Origin of the sequence: Pseudomonas nitroreducens TX1 (assembly GCF_000313755.1) — a bacterium.
GTDB lineage: Bacteria > Pseudomonadota > Gammaproteobacteria > Pseudomonadales > Pseudomonadaceae > Pseudomonas > Pseudomonas nitroreducens_A.
The window spans coordinates 1-18162 of record NZ_AMZB01000050.1 but is presented as its reverse complement, the minus strand read 5'-3'; the positions used below and the strand labels follow the sequence as shown (position 1 = coordinate 18162).

General features: G+C 58.2%; 22 protein-coding genes and 3 pseudogenes. 10 read left to right on the top strand and 15 right to left on the bottom strand.

Translation table 11 applies throughout. The annotated features are described in order from the left end of the window. Positions 1 to 25: 25 nt before the first annotated feature. From C167_RS33490 to C167_RS0101000, 3 genes and pseudogenes are all read right to left on the bottom strand, one after another. Positions 26 to 367: pseudogene (locus C167_RS33490) on the bottom strand (DUF4158 domain-containing protein); the annotation flags it as partial. Positions 368 to 370: 3 nt separating this feature from the next. Continuing rightward, a complete protein-coding gene (locus C167_RS0101005; RefSeq protein ID WP_003150546.1) occupies positions 371 to 781 on the bottom strand; it encodes a putative toxin-antitoxin system toxin component, PIN family in 411 nt (136 codons plus the stop codon). Beyond that, positions 781 to 1020 (bottom strand): ribbon-helix-helix domain-containing protein, encoded by a 240-nt coding sequence (locus C167_RS0101000; RefSeq protein ID WP_003089107.1) that lies wholly within the window; start codon positions 1018 to 1020, stop codon positions 781 to 783. Before C167_RS0101000 ends, C167_RS0101005 begins: the two co-directional genes overlap by 1 nt. A gap of 201 nt (positions 1021 to 1221) precedes the next feature. Between C167_RS0101000 and C167_RS0100995 the strand changes: the two genes are divergently transcribed. The 3 genes from C167_RS0100995 to gstA are packed head-to-tail and all read left to right on the top strand — an operon-like array spanning position 1222 to position 3770. Beyond that, the gene (locus C167_RS0100995; RefSeq protein WP_003150544.1) at positions 1222 to 2151 is read left to right on the top strand and encodes a recombinase family protein; all 930 of its coding nucleotides are present in this window, start codon (positions 1222 to 1224) and stop codon (positions 2149 to 2151) included. 24 nt (positions 2152 to 2175) lie between these two features. Then, entirely contained in the window at positions 2176 to 3114 is a 939-nt protein-coding gene (locus C167_RS0100990; RefSeq protein ID WP_017516423.1) for an NAD(P)H-dependent flavin oxidoreductase, read from the top strand. A 47-nt stretch (positions 3115 to 3161) separates the two neighbouring features. Then, entirely contained in the window at positions 3162 to 3770 is a 609-nt protein-coding gene (gene gstA, locus C167_RS0100985; protein WP_017516422.1) for a glutathione transferase GstA, read from the top strand. A 291-nt stretch (positions 3771 to 4061) separates the two neighbouring features. On the opposite strand, the gene C167_RS33485 is transcribed toward gstA, so the two are convergent. Further along, a complete protein-coding gene (locus C167_RS33485; protein ID WP_052261069.1) occupies positions 4062 to 5144 on the bottom strand; it encodes a zinc-dependent alcohol dehydrogenase family protein in 1083 nt (360 codons plus the stop codon). 130 nt (positions 5145 to 5274) lie between these two features. On the opposite strand from C167_RS33485, the gene C167_RS0100975 reads away from it, so the two are divergent. Beyond that, positions 5275 to 6198 (top strand): LysR family transcriptional regulator, encoded by a 924-nt coding sequence (locus tag C167_RS0100975; RefSeq protein ID WP_017516420.1) that lies wholly within the window; start codon positions 5275 to 5277, stop codon positions 6196 to 6198. A 24-nt stretch (positions 6199 to 6222) separates the two neighbouring features. Here C167_RS0100975 and C167_RS0100970 read toward each other — a convergent pair whose 3' ends face one another. Continuing rightward, positions 6223 to 7152 (bottom strand): LysR family transcriptional regulator, encoded by a 930-nt coding sequence (locus C167_RS0100970; protein ID WP_017516419.1) that lies wholly within the window; start codon positions 7150 to 7152, stop codon positions 6223 to 6225. Positions 7153 to 7253: 101 nt separating this feature from the next. On the opposite strand from C167_RS0100970, the gene C167_RS0100965 reads away from it, so the two are divergent. The 5 genes from C167_RS0100965 (at position 7254) to C167_RS33480 (ending at position 10852) form a co-directional block, all read left to right on the top strand. Continuing rightward, a complete protein-coding gene (locus C167_RS0100965; RefSeq protein WP_017516418.1) occupies positions 7254 to 7865 on the top strand; it encodes a glutathione S-transferase family protein in 612 nt (203 codons plus the stop codon). A gap of 21 nt (positions 7866 to 7886) precedes the next feature. Next, entirely contained in the window at positions 7887 to 8591 is a 705-nt protein-coding gene (locus C167_RS0100960) for an SDR family NAD(P)-dependent oxidoreductase (RefSeq protein ID WP_017516417.1), read from the top strand. Between the two features lie 10 nt (positions 8592 to 8601). Next, positions 8602 to 9282 (top strand): cupin domain-containing protein, encoded by a 681-nt coding sequence (locus C167_RS0100955; protein ID WP_081596628.1) that lies wholly within the window; start codon positions 8602 to 8604, stop codon positions 9280 to 9282. An 85-nt stretch (positions 9283 to 9367) separates the two neighbouring features. Next, complete coding sequence (locus C167_RS0100950) at positions 9368 to 9763, top strand: MAPEG family protein (RefSeq protein WP_017516415.1); 396 nt, start codon at positions 9368 to 9370, stop codon at positions 9761 to 9763. A 138-nt stretch (positions 9764 to 9901) separates the two neighbouring features. Next, positions 9902 to 10852 carry a LysR family transcriptional regulator gene (locus C167_RS33480; RefSeq protein ID WP_161795745.1) on the top strand — a complete coding sequence of 317 codons (951 nt, stop codon included), beginning with the start codon at positions 9902 to 9904 and terminating at the stop codon, positions 10850 to 10852. Here the strand turns inward: C167_RS33480 and C167_RS0100945 are convergent. The 4 genes and pseudogenes from C167_RS0100945 to C167_RS34960 form a co-directional block, all read right to left on the bottom strand. Further along, on the bottom strand, positions 10806 to 11051 hold the full coding sequence (locus tag C167_RS0100945; RefSeq protein WP_017516414.1) for a DUF2274 domain-containing protein: 246 nt from the start codon (positions 11049 to 11051) through the stop codon (positions 10806 to 10808). The two genes, C167_RS33480 and C167_RS0100945, sit on opposite strands and share 47 nt — an antisense overlap. Then, positions 11048 to 12271, bottom strand: a complete 1224-nt coding sequence (locus C167_RS0100940; RefSeq protein ID WP_017516413.1) for a TrbI/VirB10 family protein — start codon at positions 12269 to 12271, stop codon at positions 11048 to 11050. The genes C167_RS0100945 and C167_RS0100940 overlap by 4 nt, the downstream gene beginning before the upstream one ends. Positions 12272 to 12274: 3 nt before the next feature. Then, on the bottom strand, positions 12275 to 13333 hold the full coding sequence (gene trbG, locus C167_RS0100935) for a P-type conjugative transfer protein TrbG (RefSeq protein ID WP_017516412.1): 1059 nt from the start codon (positions 13331 to 13333) through the stop codon (positions 12275 to 12277). Beyond that, positions 13330 to 13521, bottom strand: a pseudogene (locus C167_RS34960) (VirB8/TrbF family protein); the annotation flags it as partial. The pseudogene C167_RS34960 and the gene trbG, both read right to left, overlap by 4 nt. 1 nt (position 13522) lies before the next feature. Here C167_RS34960 and C167_RS0100925 point away from each other — a divergent pair. Further along, positions 13523 to 14467, top strand: a pseudogene (locus C167_RS0100925) (ISL3-like element ISPst2 family transposase); the annotation flags it as partial. On the opposite strand, the gene C167_RS34800 reads toward C167_RS0100925, so the two are convergent. From C167_RS34800 to C167_RS34955, 6 genes are all read right to left on the bottom strand, one after another. Next, entirely contained in the window at positions 14436 to 14843 is a 408-nt protein-coding gene (locus C167_RS34800) for a hypothetical protein (protein ID WP_200860136.1), read from the bottom strand. The pseudogene C167_RS0100925 and the gene C167_RS34800 sit on opposite strands and share 32 nt — an antisense overlap. Positions 14844 to 14887: 44 nt before the next feature. Continuing rightward, positions 14888 to 16132, bottom strand: coding sequence for a DUF1173 family protein (locus tag C167_RS32025; RefSeq protein ID WP_026078717.1), 1245 nt, complete (start codon positions 16130 to 16132; stop codon positions 14888 to 14890). 23 nt (positions 16133 to 16155) lie between these two features. Next, positions 16156 to 16926: a hypothetical protein gene (locus C167_RS0100915; RefSeq protein WP_017516408.1), complete on the bottom strand. Its 771-nt coding sequence runs from the start codon at positions 16924 to 16926 to the stop codon at positions 16156 to 16158. 112 nt (positions 16927 to 17038) lie between these two features. Further along, the gene (locus C167_RS34375; RefSeq protein WP_157791804.1) at positions 17039 to 17374 is read right to left on the bottom strand and encodes a hypothetical protein; all 336 of its coding nucleotides are present in this window, start codon (positions 17372 to 17374) and stop codon (positions 17039 to 17041) included. A gap of 120 nt (positions 17375 to 17494) precedes the next feature. Next, positions 17495 to 17950 (bottom strand): RDD family protein, encoded by a 456-nt coding sequence (locus tag C167_RS0100910; RefSeq protein WP_017516407.1) that lies wholly within the window; start codon positions 17948 to 17950, stop codon positions 17495 to 17497. After that, on the bottom strand, positions 17931 to 18162 hold a 232-nt coding region (locus C167_RS34955), incomplete at its 5' end, for a hypothetical protein (protein WP_235154268.1). The genes C167_RS0100910 and C167_RS34955, both read right to left, overlap by 20 nt.

Genomic DNA, 18162 nt, shown 5'->3' with positions numbered 1-18162 from the left:
AGCTTCACGATTTTTGCAACAGAGCCCGATAGCCAAAGCGGTTCTGAATATCGGTGGCATGTATCCAGCGGCGATGATCGCTATAGCGCTGGAGGCAGTCGGGGTCTGGAATCGCCAGTTGTCGGCAAAGCACCTGCAGGACTTCCACCGGCACGGCGGCGGGCTTGTCCGGCAGAACGCCAACGAAGCGGACGGTGGTCAGCAGAACGGCATAACCCAGACGGTTATGGTTACCCCGCAGCACCTGGATGGCTTCACGGTCTTCATCGCTCAGGTGGAAGTAACGTTCCAGCTCTTCACGGCTGGGCGAATCAACATAGCGGCCAAAACCGTCGCGTTGCTCTTGAGTCAGAAAACCGACCGGCATTGATCACAGCACCTCGACGCAGAACACGGCGGGCGTGACGATCCGCGTGCGTTCGATGTGCCCGCGTTGCAGCAGGCCGGCGCGGCGATCACCGGTTACCAGGTAGTCCGCATCGCCCGCCAAGGCCATGGCCAGCAAAAACGAGTCATCCGGATCATCGGCTTCGACCTCGATGGTCAGGCGCTCCAGTACCACAGCCCGTTGCAGGTTATTGATCATGGCGCCCACCTTGGCGGGCTGTAGGATGGCCTGAAGCTTGGGATAGCGGCTGGCTCGACGAATTTCATCGAGTTGCATCCGCGAGGTCACCACCTCGAAACGCGCCGCCCGCCAGGCACGGTAGATCGCATCGGGCGCGCCATGTGGCGAGATCAGGGCGCTGAACAGGATGTTGGTATCCAACACGACCCGCATCAGCGCTTACGTGCCCAGTCGAGCGCTTCGTCAACCGCGTTGGTCAATTCTGCCTCACTCAGATGGGCGTTAGCGGCCTTGGCCTGCTCAGCGCTCAGCTCCAGGATGTGTGCCCGTACCGCTTCTTCGATGAAGCGCGACAGGTCGCCCTTACGGCCGCCGCCCTGGCTGGCCAGAAACATCCGAAGCGACTGGTCGGTGTCGGCCGAGACGGCGACATTCCAGCGAATGGTATTCATAGCGTTCTCCGCTAATAGGTGTTTGTGTGTTTATACGCCAATCACAAAGGGCGATGCAATGGTTCGACAAAACGAAGGTTTTGCCGAACTCTATCGAGGAATGGCTCGGTTCGTTAAGCTCCCCGCGCTACGGTTCAAATAACTGGTACGCTTAATCAAAGTTCAACTATTACTAACGTAGTCGAGTAAACAGTACTTTTGATGAAGATCGGTTATGCGCGAGTGAGCACTCGGGATCAGAAAGCCGACCTACAAGTCGATGCCCTGAAACAGGCCGGGTGCGAACGCATCTACCAAGACATCGCCAGCGGCGCGAAAAGCGCCCGGCCGGAGTTGGACAAACTGCTGGCCAACGTGCGGCCGGGTGATGCCGTGGTGATCTGGAAGCTGGATCGCCTTGGGCGTTCCCTCAAGCACCTGGTCGAGTTGGTCGGCGAGCTGGCAGAGCGCAAGGTCGGCTTACAGAGCCTGAATGACCCCATCGACACCACCCACGCCCAAGGCCGCCTGGTGTTCAACCTGTTCGCCTCGCTGGCGGAGTTCGAGCGCGAGCTGATCCGCGAGCGGACTCAGGCGGGTCTGTCGGCCGCACGGGCGCGTGGCCGGATCGGTGGCCGTCCCAAGGGCCTGCCAGCCAAGGCTGAGGCCACCGCCATGGCGGCCGAAACCCTCTACCGCGAAGGTCGCCTGAGCGTCAGCGCGATCGGCGAGAAGCTGCACATCTCCAAGAGCACGCTGTACAGCTACCTGCGCCACCGTGGTGTCGAGATCGGCGCGTACCAGAAGAGCGCCAGGTCACGCGACCAGCAGCCTTCGGCCGCGTCGCCGGCAGAGCCGCCCGCCGCCGAGCGGGTGGCCACCGTCACCCTGCGCCTCGCGGTGGTGAATAACAGCAAGTTCGTGCGCGGCCGGAAGCGGGCCACGGAGAACATTGAGCGCTACTGCCTGGAGCCCTATGGCATGAAGCGGCTGGATGCCGGCCACTATGAGTTGACCATTCCGTATCGGAGCGACGATGAGCTGGACAAGAGCGTGCATGACCTGCTGACCGAGATCAGCCAGGAGGCCGACATGCGCAACTGTTTTGTCGAGATGGGCGCCTGGGAAGAAGACACCGAAAAGCGTTGGTAGGGCTTACGTTGGTTTTTGGTTCCATTGCTCCCCAAACCCCATTATCTGGAAGCCGAAGGCATTCTGGGTGTCGCTTCTGAAATCCGGGAGAAGACCAGCAACCCTTTCGCGCTGAACCTTTGGGTGTCTGATCACGATCCAGAGGCACGGGATTACTCCACTGATGCCTACGATCGGGCTTGGCGCCTATTTGAACCGCTTTATCGTGAGCTCAACCTTCCCAAACCAGAGCAACCGCCGCGGTTCCACCCCAGCTTTGAGGAGCAGGTGGAGGCAATCCTTGAAGCACAACCGGATGTGTTCAGCTTCGTCTTTGGAATACCGCCAGCCCGCGTGTTGGCAGATTGCAAGGCCCGGGGCATCACAACAGTGGGGGCCGCAACAACATTAGCCGAGGCGCAAGCGCTCGAAGCTGCAAATGTCGATGTGATCCTCGCCACAGGGTTCGAAGCGGGCGGGCACAGGCCGTCCTTTCTGGACCGGGCCGAGGACAGCTTGATGGGCACCATGCCGCTTACCCGTGTTATCTCAGAGATGTGTTCAAAACCGGTCATTGCGGCGGGTGGGATTGTGGATGCCGGGGGCATCGAGGCGGCGTTGTCCCTCGGTGCGGGGGCCGCGCAATTGGGCACGGCGTTCCTGGCCTGCGCGGAATCCGGCACGGTGGATCAACATCGGGCGGCACTGTATTCGGATCGCTCTGCCAGTTCAGAACTGACACGTGCCTATACCGGGCGACTTGCCAGGGGCATGTCCAACCGTCTGATCAAAGACATGCAGGCCGTGGCAGCTCAGCTCCCGCCGTTTCCAGTCCAGGCATGGTTCGTGGCGCCGCTGCGCGCAGCAAGCATCGCTGCAGGGGGTGATGAGTTCCTCTCGCTCTATGCAAATCAGGCCGCACCGCTTCTGAAGCACAGGAAGACCGCCGATCTGATGGCCGACCTGATCGTCGGCATCGCGTGAGGCCGTTCCCAGCTCAGTTCAACCCCTCTGAAATCATGGAGCCTAAAATGAAACTCTACTATTCCCCCGGTGCGTGTTCATTGTCCCCGCACATCATCCTGCGCGAGGTGGGCGCGAAATTTGAACTCGATCTCGTCGATCTTCAGACCAAGAAAACTCAATCCGGCGACGATTACCTCGGTATCTGCTTAAAAGGCTATGTTCCAGCGCTGGCGTTGGATACCGGCGATGTCATTACCGAAGGTGTGGCTATCATTCAGTACATTGCAGACGGCGTTCCAGAAGCCGATTTGGTCCCTCCGTCCGGAAGCATTGAACGGGCCAAGCTGCAAGGCGTTCTGAATTTCATTAGTGCCGAGCTTCACAAGTCCTTTTCACCTTTGTTCTCAGCGACAGCCTCCGAAGAACAAATCCAGGCGGCTCCTGCCAAGGTGGGCAAATGTTTCGACTATATCGAAGCGCGGTTTTCAGATAGCCGCACACACATCATGGGAGATACATATACGATTGCGGACGCCTATTTGTTCGTTGTGGCGCGGTGGGCGGGTTTTAAGGATATCAGCTTGGATGCCTGGCCTAAGTTACAGGCCTATCTGCAACGGATCGGAGATCGACCGGCCGTGAAGGCCGCAATTGAGGCCGAGACGTCCGGCTAGCGTAAAGCGGAGGCGGCTCAGCGTATGAGGCCTGGTGCGCGTTCGATCATGTGTTGATGGAATACGCTGATGTGTTTGCGCTGAGCCGCCGCACCCTTCTGGAGAATTCACTTGTCGGTGGGGTCGGAGCCGATCAATTTAGAAGAGAGCGGTAATCGCGGGAGAGAGTCAGCGGTTGCCTTGGAAGGGACCGTCAGCCGCACAAACCACTGGCTCCGCGGACTTAACGCTGTACTGCGTTTGCAACGGTTTACTGATTGCAACACTGCGTCAGTGTTCTGAGAGAGCTGACTAACTGTGAAGCACGTCTTCGTCGAGCGTTTGCGATTTGGCTTCGCGCCAGTCGCTGACCCGGACGGTGATTTTTCCAAATGGGCCGTGTTTGAGATGTGCGAATGCGTCTTGCACATCTTCAAAAGCGTATTCCTTATCGACTACCGGATGGATGTCATTGCGCTGAACAAAGCTGATCAATCGCTCAAGCGCGCGTCGATGTCCGACCGAGACTCCTTGCAGTCTTATTCTGCGCAGCATGAACGGAATCGCACTGATCTGCGCATCCATCCCGCCGAGGAAGCCGACAAGCGATATCTGGCCCTGTGGCGCAGCTGCTGTCAAAGATCGGGCAAGGTTATCGCCGCCGATCAATTCCAGAATGTGATCGACACCGGCACCGTCGGTCAGTTCGATAACTTCTTCGGGCCAGTTTGGGTGGGTACTCGTATTTATACCAGCCCAAGCACCGAGCTTGAGCGTCTGGGTGAGTTTGTTCTCACTTCGCGAAGTAACGATTACGCGTGCGCCGATCGCTTGCGCAATCTGCAATCCGGCAAGTGCAACGCCCCCTGTGCCCTGGACGAGAACGGTTTGACCCTCTCGGACATTGCCGGTTTCGGCGAAAGCGAACCATGCCGTCAGTGCTGCTACAGGGAGCGTGGAGGCCTCCGCATCCGTCAAATCACTTGGTACTTTGACAGCTGCCGCTTCCGGAATGACGATGTATTCAGCAAGCCCACCAGGCAGAGGTCCGCCCAAAGACAAACCATGGGTGAGCATCGACCGCGGCGGTTGACCGTCAATCCATTCGGTCCAGAAGTTACCAATCACCCGGTCTCCAGGCTCGACGCTTGAGACGTTGTGCCCAACGTCAACGACCGCACCACAAAAGTCCGAGACAGGAATGAATGGCATGTTAGGCCGTTCCGGCAAAAGTGCCCCATCGACCACCAATTTGTCGCGATAATTCAGCGAGACTGTTCGTACACGTATCAGAACTTCCGTCGCAGATGGAATCGGTCTGTGTGTTTCAACCATTTCGAGGTTGCTTAGGCCGAATTCCCTGAGCGCCCACGCCCTCATCGTTTTCTGTTTCATGAAATCTGCACCTCACGATTGCAGGTGATCTGTTGTCGATCACGTGACATCTGGGCACAGCCTATTGTATATTTCATATAGTTAGTTGGGAATTCTTATCCTATCATTTGCGAAAAAGGATCGTGAATTTATGCGTCTCCTCCCGTCTATCAGCGTCGAAGGCATTTCTGCGTTCGTCTACACGGTAGAGATGGGCAGTTTCACTGCAGCATCACAGGCCTTGGGCCTTTCAAAGTCTGCGGCAGCAAAGAGCGTGGCTCGGCTTGAAGAACGCCTGGGTGTACAGCTTTTGCTGCGCACGACGCGTTCGATCACGCTTACGGATGAGGGCAAAGTCTTTTTTCTGAAGAGCAAGGAGATTCTTGAAAACATTGAAGCTGCAGAGACGTCGATGAGTTTGCGGCGCAGGGAAGTGACGGGCGTTTTGAGAGTAAGCTTGCCCGTTTCTTTCGGGCGACTATGGGCTGCTCCAGCGCTTTTGGAGCTTACGACTCAATATCCGAGTTTGGTTCTCAACTTGTCTTTCACGGATCGTTTTGTCGATCTGGTTGAGGAAGGCTTCGACCTTTCTGTGCGGATCGGCGCGTCAGATGACAGCGCCACTATTCTCACCAGAATGCTGGCGGAGCAGACGTCGATCCTGTGTGCAGCGCCAGCCTACATCGCGCGTCACGGGACACCCGACAAGCTGGAGGATCTCGCTTCGCACCGATGTATCTTCTTTGAGCATGGTGGGCGCCTTCTCCCTTGGCATCTCGTTACTGAGGACGGTGACATGGTCGAGCAGTCATACGCTGGATGTTTGACAGTCAATCACGGTGAGGCTCTTCTGGATGCCGCCTTGGCAGGGCATGGCATTGCGCGGCTATCTACTTGGCTTGCCGGTGAACACTTGCGATCAGGCGCTCTTGTTCCAGTGTTGTCTTTTTCGGACATGGTAGACCGGAGCATCAACCTATTGTGGCCGCGACGACGTGACCATGCACCCAAAATCCGGGTCGCGATTGATGCACTGGTCGCGCGTTTCGCATCACCCGTTCCTTGGGGTAGATGACCGCGCCCCAAGGCTGGTTGAACGTCAAGCAGCGGCTGCACCGCGCACGAGGCTTGGCGCGCGTTCGATCAGGTGCTGATGGAACGCGCTGATGTGTTTGGGATAGGTCGCTGCACGGTTCCAAAGTGCGTCAATGCGGATCAAGGCTGGATGCTGTGGCGCCAGCATGACCCGACAAGTCTTATCCCGAAACTCCCTCGAAATGCGGGAGCCCGGCAGAATGGTGGACCCGATGCCCAAATCGGCCCATTCCTGCATGACGTGATAGCTCATCGTGTGCCCGGAATACTCCTTCAACTGAAGATCCGCGCTGGAGAAAAGGGATCGCGTTGCATTGGCCAGACCGCATCCGTCATAGGATAGAATGAACGTGTCATCTGCGATCTGTGAAAGTAGGACGGCACCCTCATCAACCTGGGTCATGGCAGACGACCGGGCTGGAAGATATCGCAGCTCTTCTGTGTAAATCTCGGTGCTGAAAGTGCTGCGCGCCGTGGGCTCATGCGGCAGAAACGGGCAGAGCATCACATCAATCTGCCCCTTTTCCAGACGGGCATCCAGATCATCCAGAAAGCACTCCTTAAAGAAGACATCGACATCGGGAAATTCTGTTCGATATGGAGCAATTACCTGTGTCAGGAGGCGCATGTCGATCAGCGGTGACAATCCAATACGAAGCAATTGATGTTGTGGATCGAAGAAGGCTTTTGCCCGGGCCTGCAACTCTCCTTGCGACTGAAGCACTGCATCGATCAGCGGTAAGACGTCTTTGCCAAAGGCGGTCAGGTTCACTTTGCGGGTTGTGCGATCGAACAGGGCTCCGCCGAGTTCTTCTTCTAACTGCGCAATCCCATTGGAAAGGGTTGGCTGGGTGACATGGCATCGTTCAGCCGCCTTGGTGAACGAAGCTTCGGCCGCAGTCGCTGAGGCATATCGGAGCTGGTTGAGGTTCATTTATAGCCACCAACTATTGGTCATATTCTGAGATGCAATTTCTCTATCAATAGCCTGACCGCTACAGTCCATGCAACCCTAGTCTAAATTTGAGGTCTGCCATGAAACTCTATGACTGCACTGGTGCAGTGAACCCACGTCGCATCAGAATTTTCCTTGCTGAGAAGGGGATCGATATCGACTGCGCTCAGGTCGATGTCTTCAAGGGCGAGCAGTACAGTGAGGGCTTCACCAAGCTCAATCCGCTCAAAGCCGTACCCTGCCTCGAGCTCGACGACGGCGCGGTCATCTCTGAGGCTGTTGCGATTGCCCGTTACTTCGAGGCTACGCAGCCTGAGCCGTCTTTGCTTGGCAAAACACCGAAGGACCAGGCTTTGGTCGCGATGTGGCAACGGCGGGTCGAAGAAGGCCTGGTCGGGGCGGCCACGACCTTTTTCCATCACGCCACTGACGGTTTGGGCGAGGCGGATCGCTATCGCAATAAAGAATGGGGCGAGGCGAACAAACCGCGCGTTGAAGAGACCATGCGCTGGTTAGACCAAGAGCTGGAGGGACGGGACTTCGTCGCTGGCGACACGTTCAGCTTTGCCGACATTACGGCGCTCTGCGGTGTCGATTTTGCGGGTCTGTTTGGCATTTCGATCCCGGCTGACTGCACGCATCTCGCGGCGTGGCACGCGCGCGTCTCTGAACGTCCGACCGCCAAGGCCTGAAACTGATCAAGGAGAAATAACATGAACGATTCACAACAAAAGAAATCTGCGATCATTGCCGGTATGGCGCCGGGCTTTGGAGCAGCGATTGCAAAGACGCTGATCGCGGATGGCTACAACGTGTACGGCCTATCCCGGAAAAGCAGCCTTGAGGGAGAAGACCTCGGCGCGTCTTACACCCACCTGCCTTACGACTTGAGCGATCAGGCGCGTGTCGAAAAGGCGATTGAGCTGATTGACGGGCAGGATGGCCCTGCAACGGTGCTGATCTACAACGCGATGCAGCTCATCCCGAAACCCTTTCTGGAACTGACACCAGAGGAGTTCCAGGCGTCTTGGGTGTCGACCTGCTTCGGTGCAATGATCACGGCGCGGGCCGTGCTGCCCGGCATGGTTTCTGCAGGTAGCGGCACAGTGATCTTCACCGGCGCAACAGCGGCTCTCAAAGGCAATCCGCGCTTTGCAGCCTTCGCATCAGCGAAGTTCGCGCTGCGTGGCCTGGCACAGTCCCTTGCCCGCGAATTTGGCCCGCAAGGGATCCACGTCGTGCATTCCGTGCTCGATGGCATCATCTGGGGACCCCAAGCCCAGGAACGCTTCAACATCAAGGAAGAAGATTGTCTCGACGCTGACGCGATCGCGACGGCCTATCTGCAGCTGATCAATCAATCCCCCAAAGCCTGGACACATGAATTCGACATGCGCCCTGCGACTGAGAAATTCTGAGGACTTCATCATGACGTACAGTGTACCAGAGAGTGTAAACACTGATCTTTCTCAACCGGCCATCGTTCATTCTGCTGAACAAGAGTGGTCGCCTTCTCCGACAGCCGGGGTTGACCGCCGCTTTCTGGAACGCGACGGGGCCGAAGTTGCCCGGGCAAGCTCGGTGGTCCGCTATGCGCCGGGAAGTGCGTTTCCGGAACACACCCATGACATGGGCGAAGAATATCTGGTGCTTGAAGGAGTGTTTTCTGATGGTGACGGGGATTTCCGCACCGGGTGTTACGTGCGCAACCCTCCGGGCAGCAAGCACGCGCCCTTCACGAAGGATGGATGCACGATTTTTGTGAAGCTGCGCCAGTTCCAAGAAGATGATCGCCAGACCGTCCACAAGCATATTGACGACCTCGCATATGAGCCAACCGGAACGGACGGTCTGACCCGCGCGCAGCTCCATCAGGATGTGTCCGAGACGGTCGTTTCAGAGAGGCTTGCGCCAGGAACCAATTGGGCTGACCGCGGCGATTTTTCCGGCGAAGAGATTTTCGTCATCGAAGGGGAGCTGCTTTACGGCGACACCCTATGCGGCGCGGGCACATGGCTGCGGTTCCCGGCTGGGGCAGAATTGCCCATCCAATCCCCGTCAGGCTGTCGCATCTGGGCCAAACGGGGCCACTTGGGGCATCTCACCTGATCGGCCGGAAAACGCGCCGCCCTGAAATCGGGTTGCTAGAGCGACCCGCATTTCAGGCTGATCTCGTCATCGAAAGGAAACAATAATGACTGAAATCCACTGGATGGCTGCAACTGGCCTCATGACTGCCCTGTTTTGGATGGTCTATGTCTTGAACCGCTTTGCCGTAATCGGGATACCAGCATCGCTGGGAAATCCGAACCCTGAGCATAAGCCCTTGTCGGACTGGGCGCAGCGCGCGACGGCGGCCCATCAAAACGCGATGGAAAACTTTCCGATCTTCGCGGCTCTGGTGTTGGGAGTCGTCGCCCTGAATTTGTCCTCTAGCCTCACGATCACACTCAGCATGCTCTACTTCTTCGCCCGTCTGGCGCACTTTGTCGTCTACACGCTGGGTATTCCGGTCGCTCGGACATTGACCTTCGTCCTTGGGTGGATAGTCCAAGTGGTTCTGGCCATGGTCATCCTCGGGGTCGTTTGATCGTGGCAGCGAAACTCAGAGCGCGCGCCACTCGCTCCGGTGACGTGGCGCATCTCCTAGCTAGAGTCGTCGCGTCCTGTCGCCCTCCCCAGTCGTGCAGCAACGGGGTGGAGTTAGTATTTGTTGCGGGATTGCATCGTGTCTCGACGCCTTAAATTAGGTGCAGGGGAACCGAGTTCTGGCATACCTCTTTGTATATCTGACTTGCAGTGTTTTCTGTCTGTCTGCGAGGCAGGTAGCATTCGTAAAGCGGCAGAGGCTATTGGCGTTGGCCAACCGTCTTTGAGCAGACGCATTCAGAAATTGGAGGAAATGCTTGGGTTGTCGCTCTTTGAAAGGCGTACGACAGGAGTGCGCCTGACGCCTTTTGGATGGCGTTTTATGTCACAATCCCGGATGCTTGTTGCCGGGGTTCAGGACGCTCTAGAATCCGCCTCTATGGCTGGGACTGCTATGACTGGAAAACTGGACGTTGGCATTACAGCCTGCCTTTCCGGCGGACCCGTGCGAAACCTGTTTTCGGCTTTTATCGAAGCCCATTGCGATGTCGCCATTCAGGTGATTGGAGCGTCCAGCAACGAACTCTCCACTCTATTGAACCAACGCCTCGTGGACGCAATCATCACTTCACGTGCGCCAAAGCCAAGTGTCGAAGACAGTGTTTTACTTTCGCGCGAGCGGATGCTTCTTGCGGTCTCGACGGACCACGAATGGTCTGAACGTCATCAAATACTCTGGGAAGAGTTGAATGAGGCTTCTGATGTTCTTTGGGTGACGGAGCCATTTACGGCTTTCGATACACACAGGCTAGGGCACGTTGCGGCTTTCGCAAAATCAGAACTCGTTCACCGAAATCGGCTGAGTCGCGAAGAGATCATGGGTTTGGTCGGTCTGGGGTTGGGCATCACATTTGTCTACGAGCACTGTAGAGGGATTACCTACCCTAATGTCACCTATGTTCCCATTGGGGGTGATGGTGAGCCAACTCCTTTTTCTCTGACATGGCTTCCAGAAAACGATAACCCGGCACTTCGACGATTCATCAGTCTGGCGAAGATCGAAGCAAAGACGAACGGTTCTCTTTCTTGAGCTTAGCGAACCCGCGATCGGTCTTCATGAAACGCTCCAGCATGGGCGCGATGAGCTTGGCCGGTTCGAGTTTGCGCCCGTTCTCAGCCGCAAGAATCTCCGCATAAGCTGTCAGATCCCGATGCACCTGCGCTGGTAGCTCGATCGTCAGCTTGACGGGCTTGTCGTCGCGAATGTCGCCTAGCTTCAACTTGCTCATCGGGCATCTCCTTGCGGTTCGAGGATTAGATCGCGCGTCACCATCACGCGTACCGGAAATCCTGGCCGGATCGTAAGTGTCGGCGGAATCTGAAGCTGGCGCTGGACGATGGCCTCGCCGGCGCGTCCGATCGTGTCCTGCGTGCCGTCTCTGATTGCCTTGGCGATCTCGTCGCCGCCATCTTCGCCGGTCTCAAGCCCAATATTGAGGATGGTCGCCAGACCCGCCGCGCGGAATAGTTGGCCCCAGTGATTGTCGACACCGTCTTCGAGCCCGGCGTATCCGGCCTGATCCGTGCCGGGCTGGCGTTCGAGGACGATGGAGCGACCGTCGGGTAGGATCAATCGGGTCCAGGCGAGCAGCAGACGACGCTGACCGGTTTCCACGCGGCTGTCATATTCGCCCAGCAGGCGCGCGCCTTGTGGGATCAGCAGGAATTGCCCGGTGGGACTGTCATAGACGTTCGCTGTGACCTGCGCGGTGATCTGCCCCGGAAGGTCGGAGCGCAGGCCTGTCAGCAGCGCTGCCTCGATGACCGATCCCGCTTGCAGGACGTAGGGGCTCGGCGGGGATTGTAGCCGATTTGCGGCGGTGGTTCGTCTATCGACCTCACGATCTAGGAAGGCTTCCTGTCGCTCCGTCGTGTCCGGCCTCCGTGCCTGATCGGCAGAAGCCGGGAAGAGACCTTGTAGCCCGGTGGCCGCGGCCGCAACGGGGGCTGCCTGTGGCCTTTCAGCCCCGGTGCCGCTCGATCTCGCGTCGGCAAAGAGCGTCGCGAGCCGCGCGGCTTCGGCCTCTTGCAAGCGCAGTTGTTCTTCCGGATCGACGGCAGGACCGGTCGCAGGAACGACGGGCACGGGCTCACCGCGCCGCTGCGCAGACAGAACCGGACGCCCGAGCTCACCCGGTAGCGGTGGGCCAAGCCGTGGGATCGACGCGTAGTCGCGCGGCAGCCCCAAAAGGCCCTCGGCCTCCTGGACTCGTTCGGTCGAGAACAGTTCGGAAGGTCCATCGCCTGGATCGGAGCCTTGCAAGGCTCCGATCAGGATCGCGCCGATGCCGAGCCCACCGGCGACGACCAGAACCGTGATCGCCTTGCGCGAGAGCCGCATGACACGCGGCGGATCGGGCCGTAGGCGGAGTTCCTTCGCGATGTCCTGTTCGGTGCGTGGCGGCTCTTCGGCGCGGTCGTCTTGTTGCTGATCTTCAGTTCCGGTCATGGGTCAGCGGTCCTCATCGGGACGCCAGGCGGACACCACGCGCTCTTCGCGTTGGGTGCTTCGCTGGACCCCGTCCGTCCGCACGATCCGCACCACCCGCTGGCGATCCCCAAGCCGCAGTTCGGCGGCGGCGAAGAGCCGATCGACGATCATGTAGTTGCGCCGGATACGGTAATTGACGAGCTGACCGTCCCCTTCAGGTCCGATCACGAAGAGCGGCGGCATCTCGCCCTGGCCAATCCCGCGCGGGAACTCGATGAAGACCTGCCGCCCGTCATCGAAGGCGCGGCGCGGCCGCCAGGGCGCGCGGTCGCCGGTGATCCGGTAGCGGAAGTTGAGATCGTCGAGATCGACATTGCGCCCGATGGGAAGGCTCGCCTCTGCACGATCGTTCTGGCGCCGAAGCGCGATCAGGTCGTCTTCGGGGTATTGCCAGGATACGGAGGCCATATAGGCCTGCGGCGTCGCGCGCAGTTCGAGGTGATAGGTGCGCCGGTCGGTGTTGATGACGAGATTGGTCACGAGATCGGGCCGGGTCGGTTTCACGAGCACATGGATGCGGCGGCTGTCGCCGGAGCCACTTTCGGTATCGCCGATGATCCAGCGTGCTGTGTCGCCCACGGCGATCGGGCCGGCGCCGACGAGACTCTCACCCGTCTGTAGCGCGATGTCCGTGACCTGGCCGGGTGAGGTGTAGACCTGATAGAGCGCCCCGGAGCTGTAGGGATAGAGCTGGACGGCGTTGATGAAGCCGTCGCGCACCGGTTCGATCCGGGCGGCGGCATTGGCGTTGGTCACGCGCTCGGTCGGTTCCGCAGCTTCTGCCGGACGGTCGTCGGCATCGACCCGCATGAGCTGGCCGGGCAGCGGTAAAGGCTCGGGTGTCTCGACGATCCGGACTGGGCGCGCCGGTTCAGCAACCAGCGTTGCGGCGACCGGATCATCGTAGCTGATCTCAGGCGGTTTGAAGGTGGCGCACCCGGCCAGCATCGAACCGGCGAGAAGTGTAGTGATGGAAAGTCTGGCGGGCATGCAGGTTTTGCGTATGATGCAATCATTCATTGGGCGTTCTCCCTTGACCAGTTGATGGCGTGGACGAAGACGCCGAGAGGGTTTTTGCGGAGGCGGTCGGCGTCGCGGGGTGGTTGGACGACGACGCTGAGTATGCCGGTCCAGCGTTCGGTGACGGCGAGCTGCCCGTTCACGTAGCGGCGTTCGGTCCAGGCCACGCGGAAGCTGTTGTCAGAAGCCACTTTCGTGGCGCAGCAAACCGGCCTGGACGAGAAGACGGTGCGCGACATCTTCAACGCCCGCGCCGAGTTCCTGGGGCGCTGGCACCGCTTCGAGACGCCCCGCATCCTGGGCATTGACGAGCTATACCTGAACAAGCGCTACCGCTGCATTCTGACCAACATTGAGGAGCGAACCCTGCTCGACCTGCTGGCCACCCGCCGCCAGGACGTGGTGACCAACTACCTGATGAAGCTGAAAGACCGGCAGAAGGTCGAGATCGTCAGCATGGACATGTGGAACCCCTACCGGGCAGCGGTCAAGGCTGTGCTGCCCCAGGCCCGTATCGTGGTCGATAAGTTCCATGTGGTGCGCATGGCCAACGATGCCCTAGAGAGAGTGCGCAAGGGCCTCAGAAAGGAGCTGAAACCGTCCCAGAGCCGGACTCTCAAGGGAGACCGGAAAATCCTGCTGAAACGCGCTCACGAAGTCTCAGACCGGGAGCGCCTCATCATGGAGACCTGGACAGGCGCGTTCCCGCAACTGCTGGCCGCCTACGAGCACAAGGAGCGCTTCTACGGCATCTGGGACGCCACCACACGGCTCCAGGCAGAAGCCGCCCTGGACGAGTGGATAGCCACCATCCCGAAGGGCCAAAAGGAAGTCTGGAGCGATCTGGTCAGGGCAGTGGGAAACTGGCGCGAAGAGACCATGACCTACTTCGAGACGGACATGCCCGTCACCAACGCTTACACGGAGTCCATCAACCGACTGGCCAAGGACAAGAACCGTGAAGGGCGCGGTTACTCCTTCGAGGTGATGCGGGCACGAATGCTCTACACCACGAAGCACAAGAAGAAGGCACCGACTGCGAAGGTCTCTCCTTTCTACAAGAAAACCATCGGTTACGGACTGCCGGACTTCGCAGAGGAACTCAACTACGGAGTCGATCTATCAACCATCTGATAATGGTATCAGGTTGGTGGGGTAAAGGTGCCCCATCAACCATTAAATCCGTATACCCAATAAAGTTTGCTGGCTTATACCCGTGGATCTCTAGCCAGTCTTCGAGCTGGATGAAACGTGCCGGCTTGTAGACCGAAGATCCTGGAGATTTAGTCGCCTCTTCGCAGACCGGCCTAGGCTCCAGGGCCGGTGAGTAGCGAAAGACACCCTCGCAGATAACGATATGGGGTACAGCGGCAGTATTCGCCGGTGCCCACTGGTTCGGTTTGAAATGCACATCGAGGTAGTCATCATCCGGCTCGTAGTCGGTACCCAATGCCAGATTGCATGCCAGCGTGGTGAAGGCTGCCAAAGCGGTGATAGGGATAATCTTCATCGTGACGTTTAAGCCTCTGCAAACAGGTGAGATTGAATAGGAGCTCAGGACTTGGCCGGGAAAGGAGGGATATTTTTTCCTTTCGGGTCAGCCGCGGCATTCCACGACCACCACCCTGCCCCGCCGTACTCCCGGTTGTACCAAGCCGTTTTGACGGCCTTCCGTTCCAGATAGGCAGGTGTGCTCATGCCGAACACTTCCAGGGGGTAGTCCTTACCCGTGTCCAAAAGCCAGAAGTCAGGGAAAACCTCACTTTCATCAGCGTCGTAGCGCAGAGGTTTGTCGAAGCTGCGGCCGGCGGCGTGGAGCTTGGCCTCAATCACCCCTTCGTAATCTGAGTCGACGGGAATCCAGCGCTCACTGACCTGCATCAGGGCCAGCTCAACGACATCTGCCTGCGAAAACAACTCGCCCTTCCGCGGCGTAACCTGAGCGATGGCGATAACTCGACTTCCGCGCTTCCAGGCGGAAAGTTCTCTCTCGAATCTGCGGGCGGCGGTTGCCCAGACTGCCGGGGGCAAATTCAGCATGGGCATCCCGAAAGGCCCGGACAGAGGCAATCTGCTGATGCCCCCAGAATGGCGCTCAGGGTTGTAGCGTGCCAGCGGCGATATCGCGACGAGTCGCAGATCCCGCGTGAGTGCAGACTTGGCGATCGCCTGATTGCGAATCGCTCCCTTGCTGTCCTTTTGAGCAGCCAGCAGCAGCACTTCGCTCAACTTCATTCGGCTGGCGGCGACCCGCTCAGCAGCCTGTAGAATCGCGTAGTTCACAATGCCGCTATTGCGCTTGCCCTCCATTGCTGGATACCAGGTAGAGAGACGGGACTCAGACCAAAGCAGGTGAAGAAGACCGAGCAACGTCATAGCCGGTTTGCTCTTCCCAGGCGATTTTGTCACCGGGATGCTTTCGCTTTCCTCGGATCGAGGAGCCTGGACTCGAATGCCTCGAGCCAGGCGCACGCGAATGCTGCCGTCTTCGCCCTCCTCGACTACGCCAACGGCATACCCTTGCATACCAGAACGCTCCGGGGCCGGTGCGTAGTACCGACAATCGTTTGAGTGCTCATGACCTGTACCGGCGAACCGCGCCAGGTGAAAACCATCGCTATCTTCACGTCGCTTGATCGAGAGTTTTCGGGAACCGCTGCTTGGGCACTGGCAGATTGCATGAGTGCCGTAGGCCTTCTCCAAAACGATTTTCCAGTTTTTTGCGTACTGCTGATCGGTCTGGAACTCCGGCGAGTAACGTTTCCCAGAGATCAGTACCGGATATCGACGGTTGAGCATGATCTTTTCTCTCCTGATTCGGGTCAGGCAATCGCCCGCTGCCGGCGGGCATAGGCTGCTTCAGCACGGTTTGCTTCGATCTGTATATGCAGCTTCACCAGCAACTCGTATCCAGACTTGGGGCTCATGAGCGCAATACCGAACAATTCGTCTGCTGGAATGCTTCCGCCCTCCCCATGAAACCGGCCCTTTCGCTCAATCATGGAAAATATCCCTTCGAGGTATCCGGTCTCAACGGCCTCAGCAGAAAGGCTGGGGTTTTTCAGGTCGAAGATCTCTCCGGCTGGCCACTCCAGCCCATCAAGTGGGGGGAGGTTTTCCAGCGCCCAGTGACCAGTACGCATGACTGCACGCGCTATCTCGTAATGTTCCTGGTCAGTCTGATACCAGCTATCGACGGATAGGAGCTGGTGGCGGGCTTGGTCAAGGCATTCGAGCTGCTTGGCGCGTGTAGCGCGCTCATCATCAGAAAGACTGTCGAAGCCATCGACCCATACAGGGAGGATACGCAGCGCCTCCCAGCGCAGCAGGCAACGCATCAGGGACGAGCGGGTAGCGCTCATGACTACCTCGCCTGGTTCCAGTAGCTGATTGTGGCTGTTGTGCAGGCCGACGATGCAGTTTGCATGGAGCCAGCGGTTTCTCTGGATGAAGTCGTGGATCGCTTCAGGCTCGTGCTCAAGCGGATCTACGCCGGCGGGAATGCTGAATGCCTTGGGCGAGAGAGTGACTTTTTGTCGGTCAGCGGAGTACGCCCTCATTTTGCCGAGGGCGCAAAGACTGCGGATTTTCATGAGAGCGAATCCTCCTGGTGTATTCGCTCAGGAGGCTATCGCGGGAAAAGGATCAGAAATTTCGTTTTCAGGACACTGGAGCGTCGGAATTACTTTCGATGAGGCCGGCCGGTTAGAGCCAGCGCAGGGGAGCCGGAAGCTCAACCGAATTATCAGCTGCTTCGATAGCGGAGGCCAGTGAAGGGCTGCCAATCTTTTCGGCACACTGAGCGATGGTCAGTGGCCGGACGGGAGGTTGGTTTAGCGGGACTTCAGACGGCCCGCGCAGGCACTGCCGGTAGCGATCCACTGCCTCTGCCTCACCTGGATTCGATTTAGACCAGGCCAGGATCGCAGATTCACGTGCTTGATCCACAGCCTTAAATGTTGTGAAAAACTGGGTACCGACAAGCGCTATAAGTCCGAACAAACCCACCGCTACGGTTCGAGTGATGTACTTCAATTTCATGCGAGGCTTTCCTTGATTTGCTGTTGCGGGGTCGGCATTCCATGGATTGGAAAAACTCCCACCCACGGACTGCTGGTGGATGAGCCAGAACGCCACGTCCGGCTCAACTGATCAGGGTGATCAGCTCCGGAATTTCACCGGCTGTGTTCTGAGCTCGCGGACCACCACTGTTCCGGCGAGCTTGTCGTGCCACCCCTGCTTACGGCGATCGAATGCCGCCCAGAAGAAGCCAAGCCCCAGCGGTAGGGTCGACACCACATAGCCGAGGTACCGGCCGATGCACTGTCGAACGCTTGCGGTGTTGCCGCTTTCAGCGTCGAGCACCCGCAATTTCAGCGCCATTTTTCCCGGTGTTGCCTGGAGTCGACGCCACAGAACCACCGTCAGGATCGCCGGCAGGACAAAGTTGATTGCGAGATCCGCAGGCCCTTGGATCAGCTTTTCGCTGCTGAAATAGCCCGTGCCATAGATCATCATCAGGAGCGGCAGGGAAACCAGGGTGAAAAGAATGCCGTCAACGATGCATGCCCCCGTTCTCGCCCAGAAACCTGCGTATTCAAGTTGTTCGTTCTGCATGAAAAATATTCCCTGTGATTGATTGGCAAGCCACTTTGGCTTGGCCTGATGCTATCGGGCAGGGAAGCAGACCGGGCGCGTTTTCACGCTGGATTTGTGCCTGAAATGGAGGTCGTCCAACAGCCTGTTGGACAAATTCGCCTCGGCCATCGGAGTTGGGTTTTCTGGGGACGCATTCACCCTGAAGGCTATCCAGTTCAATCGAGTCATTT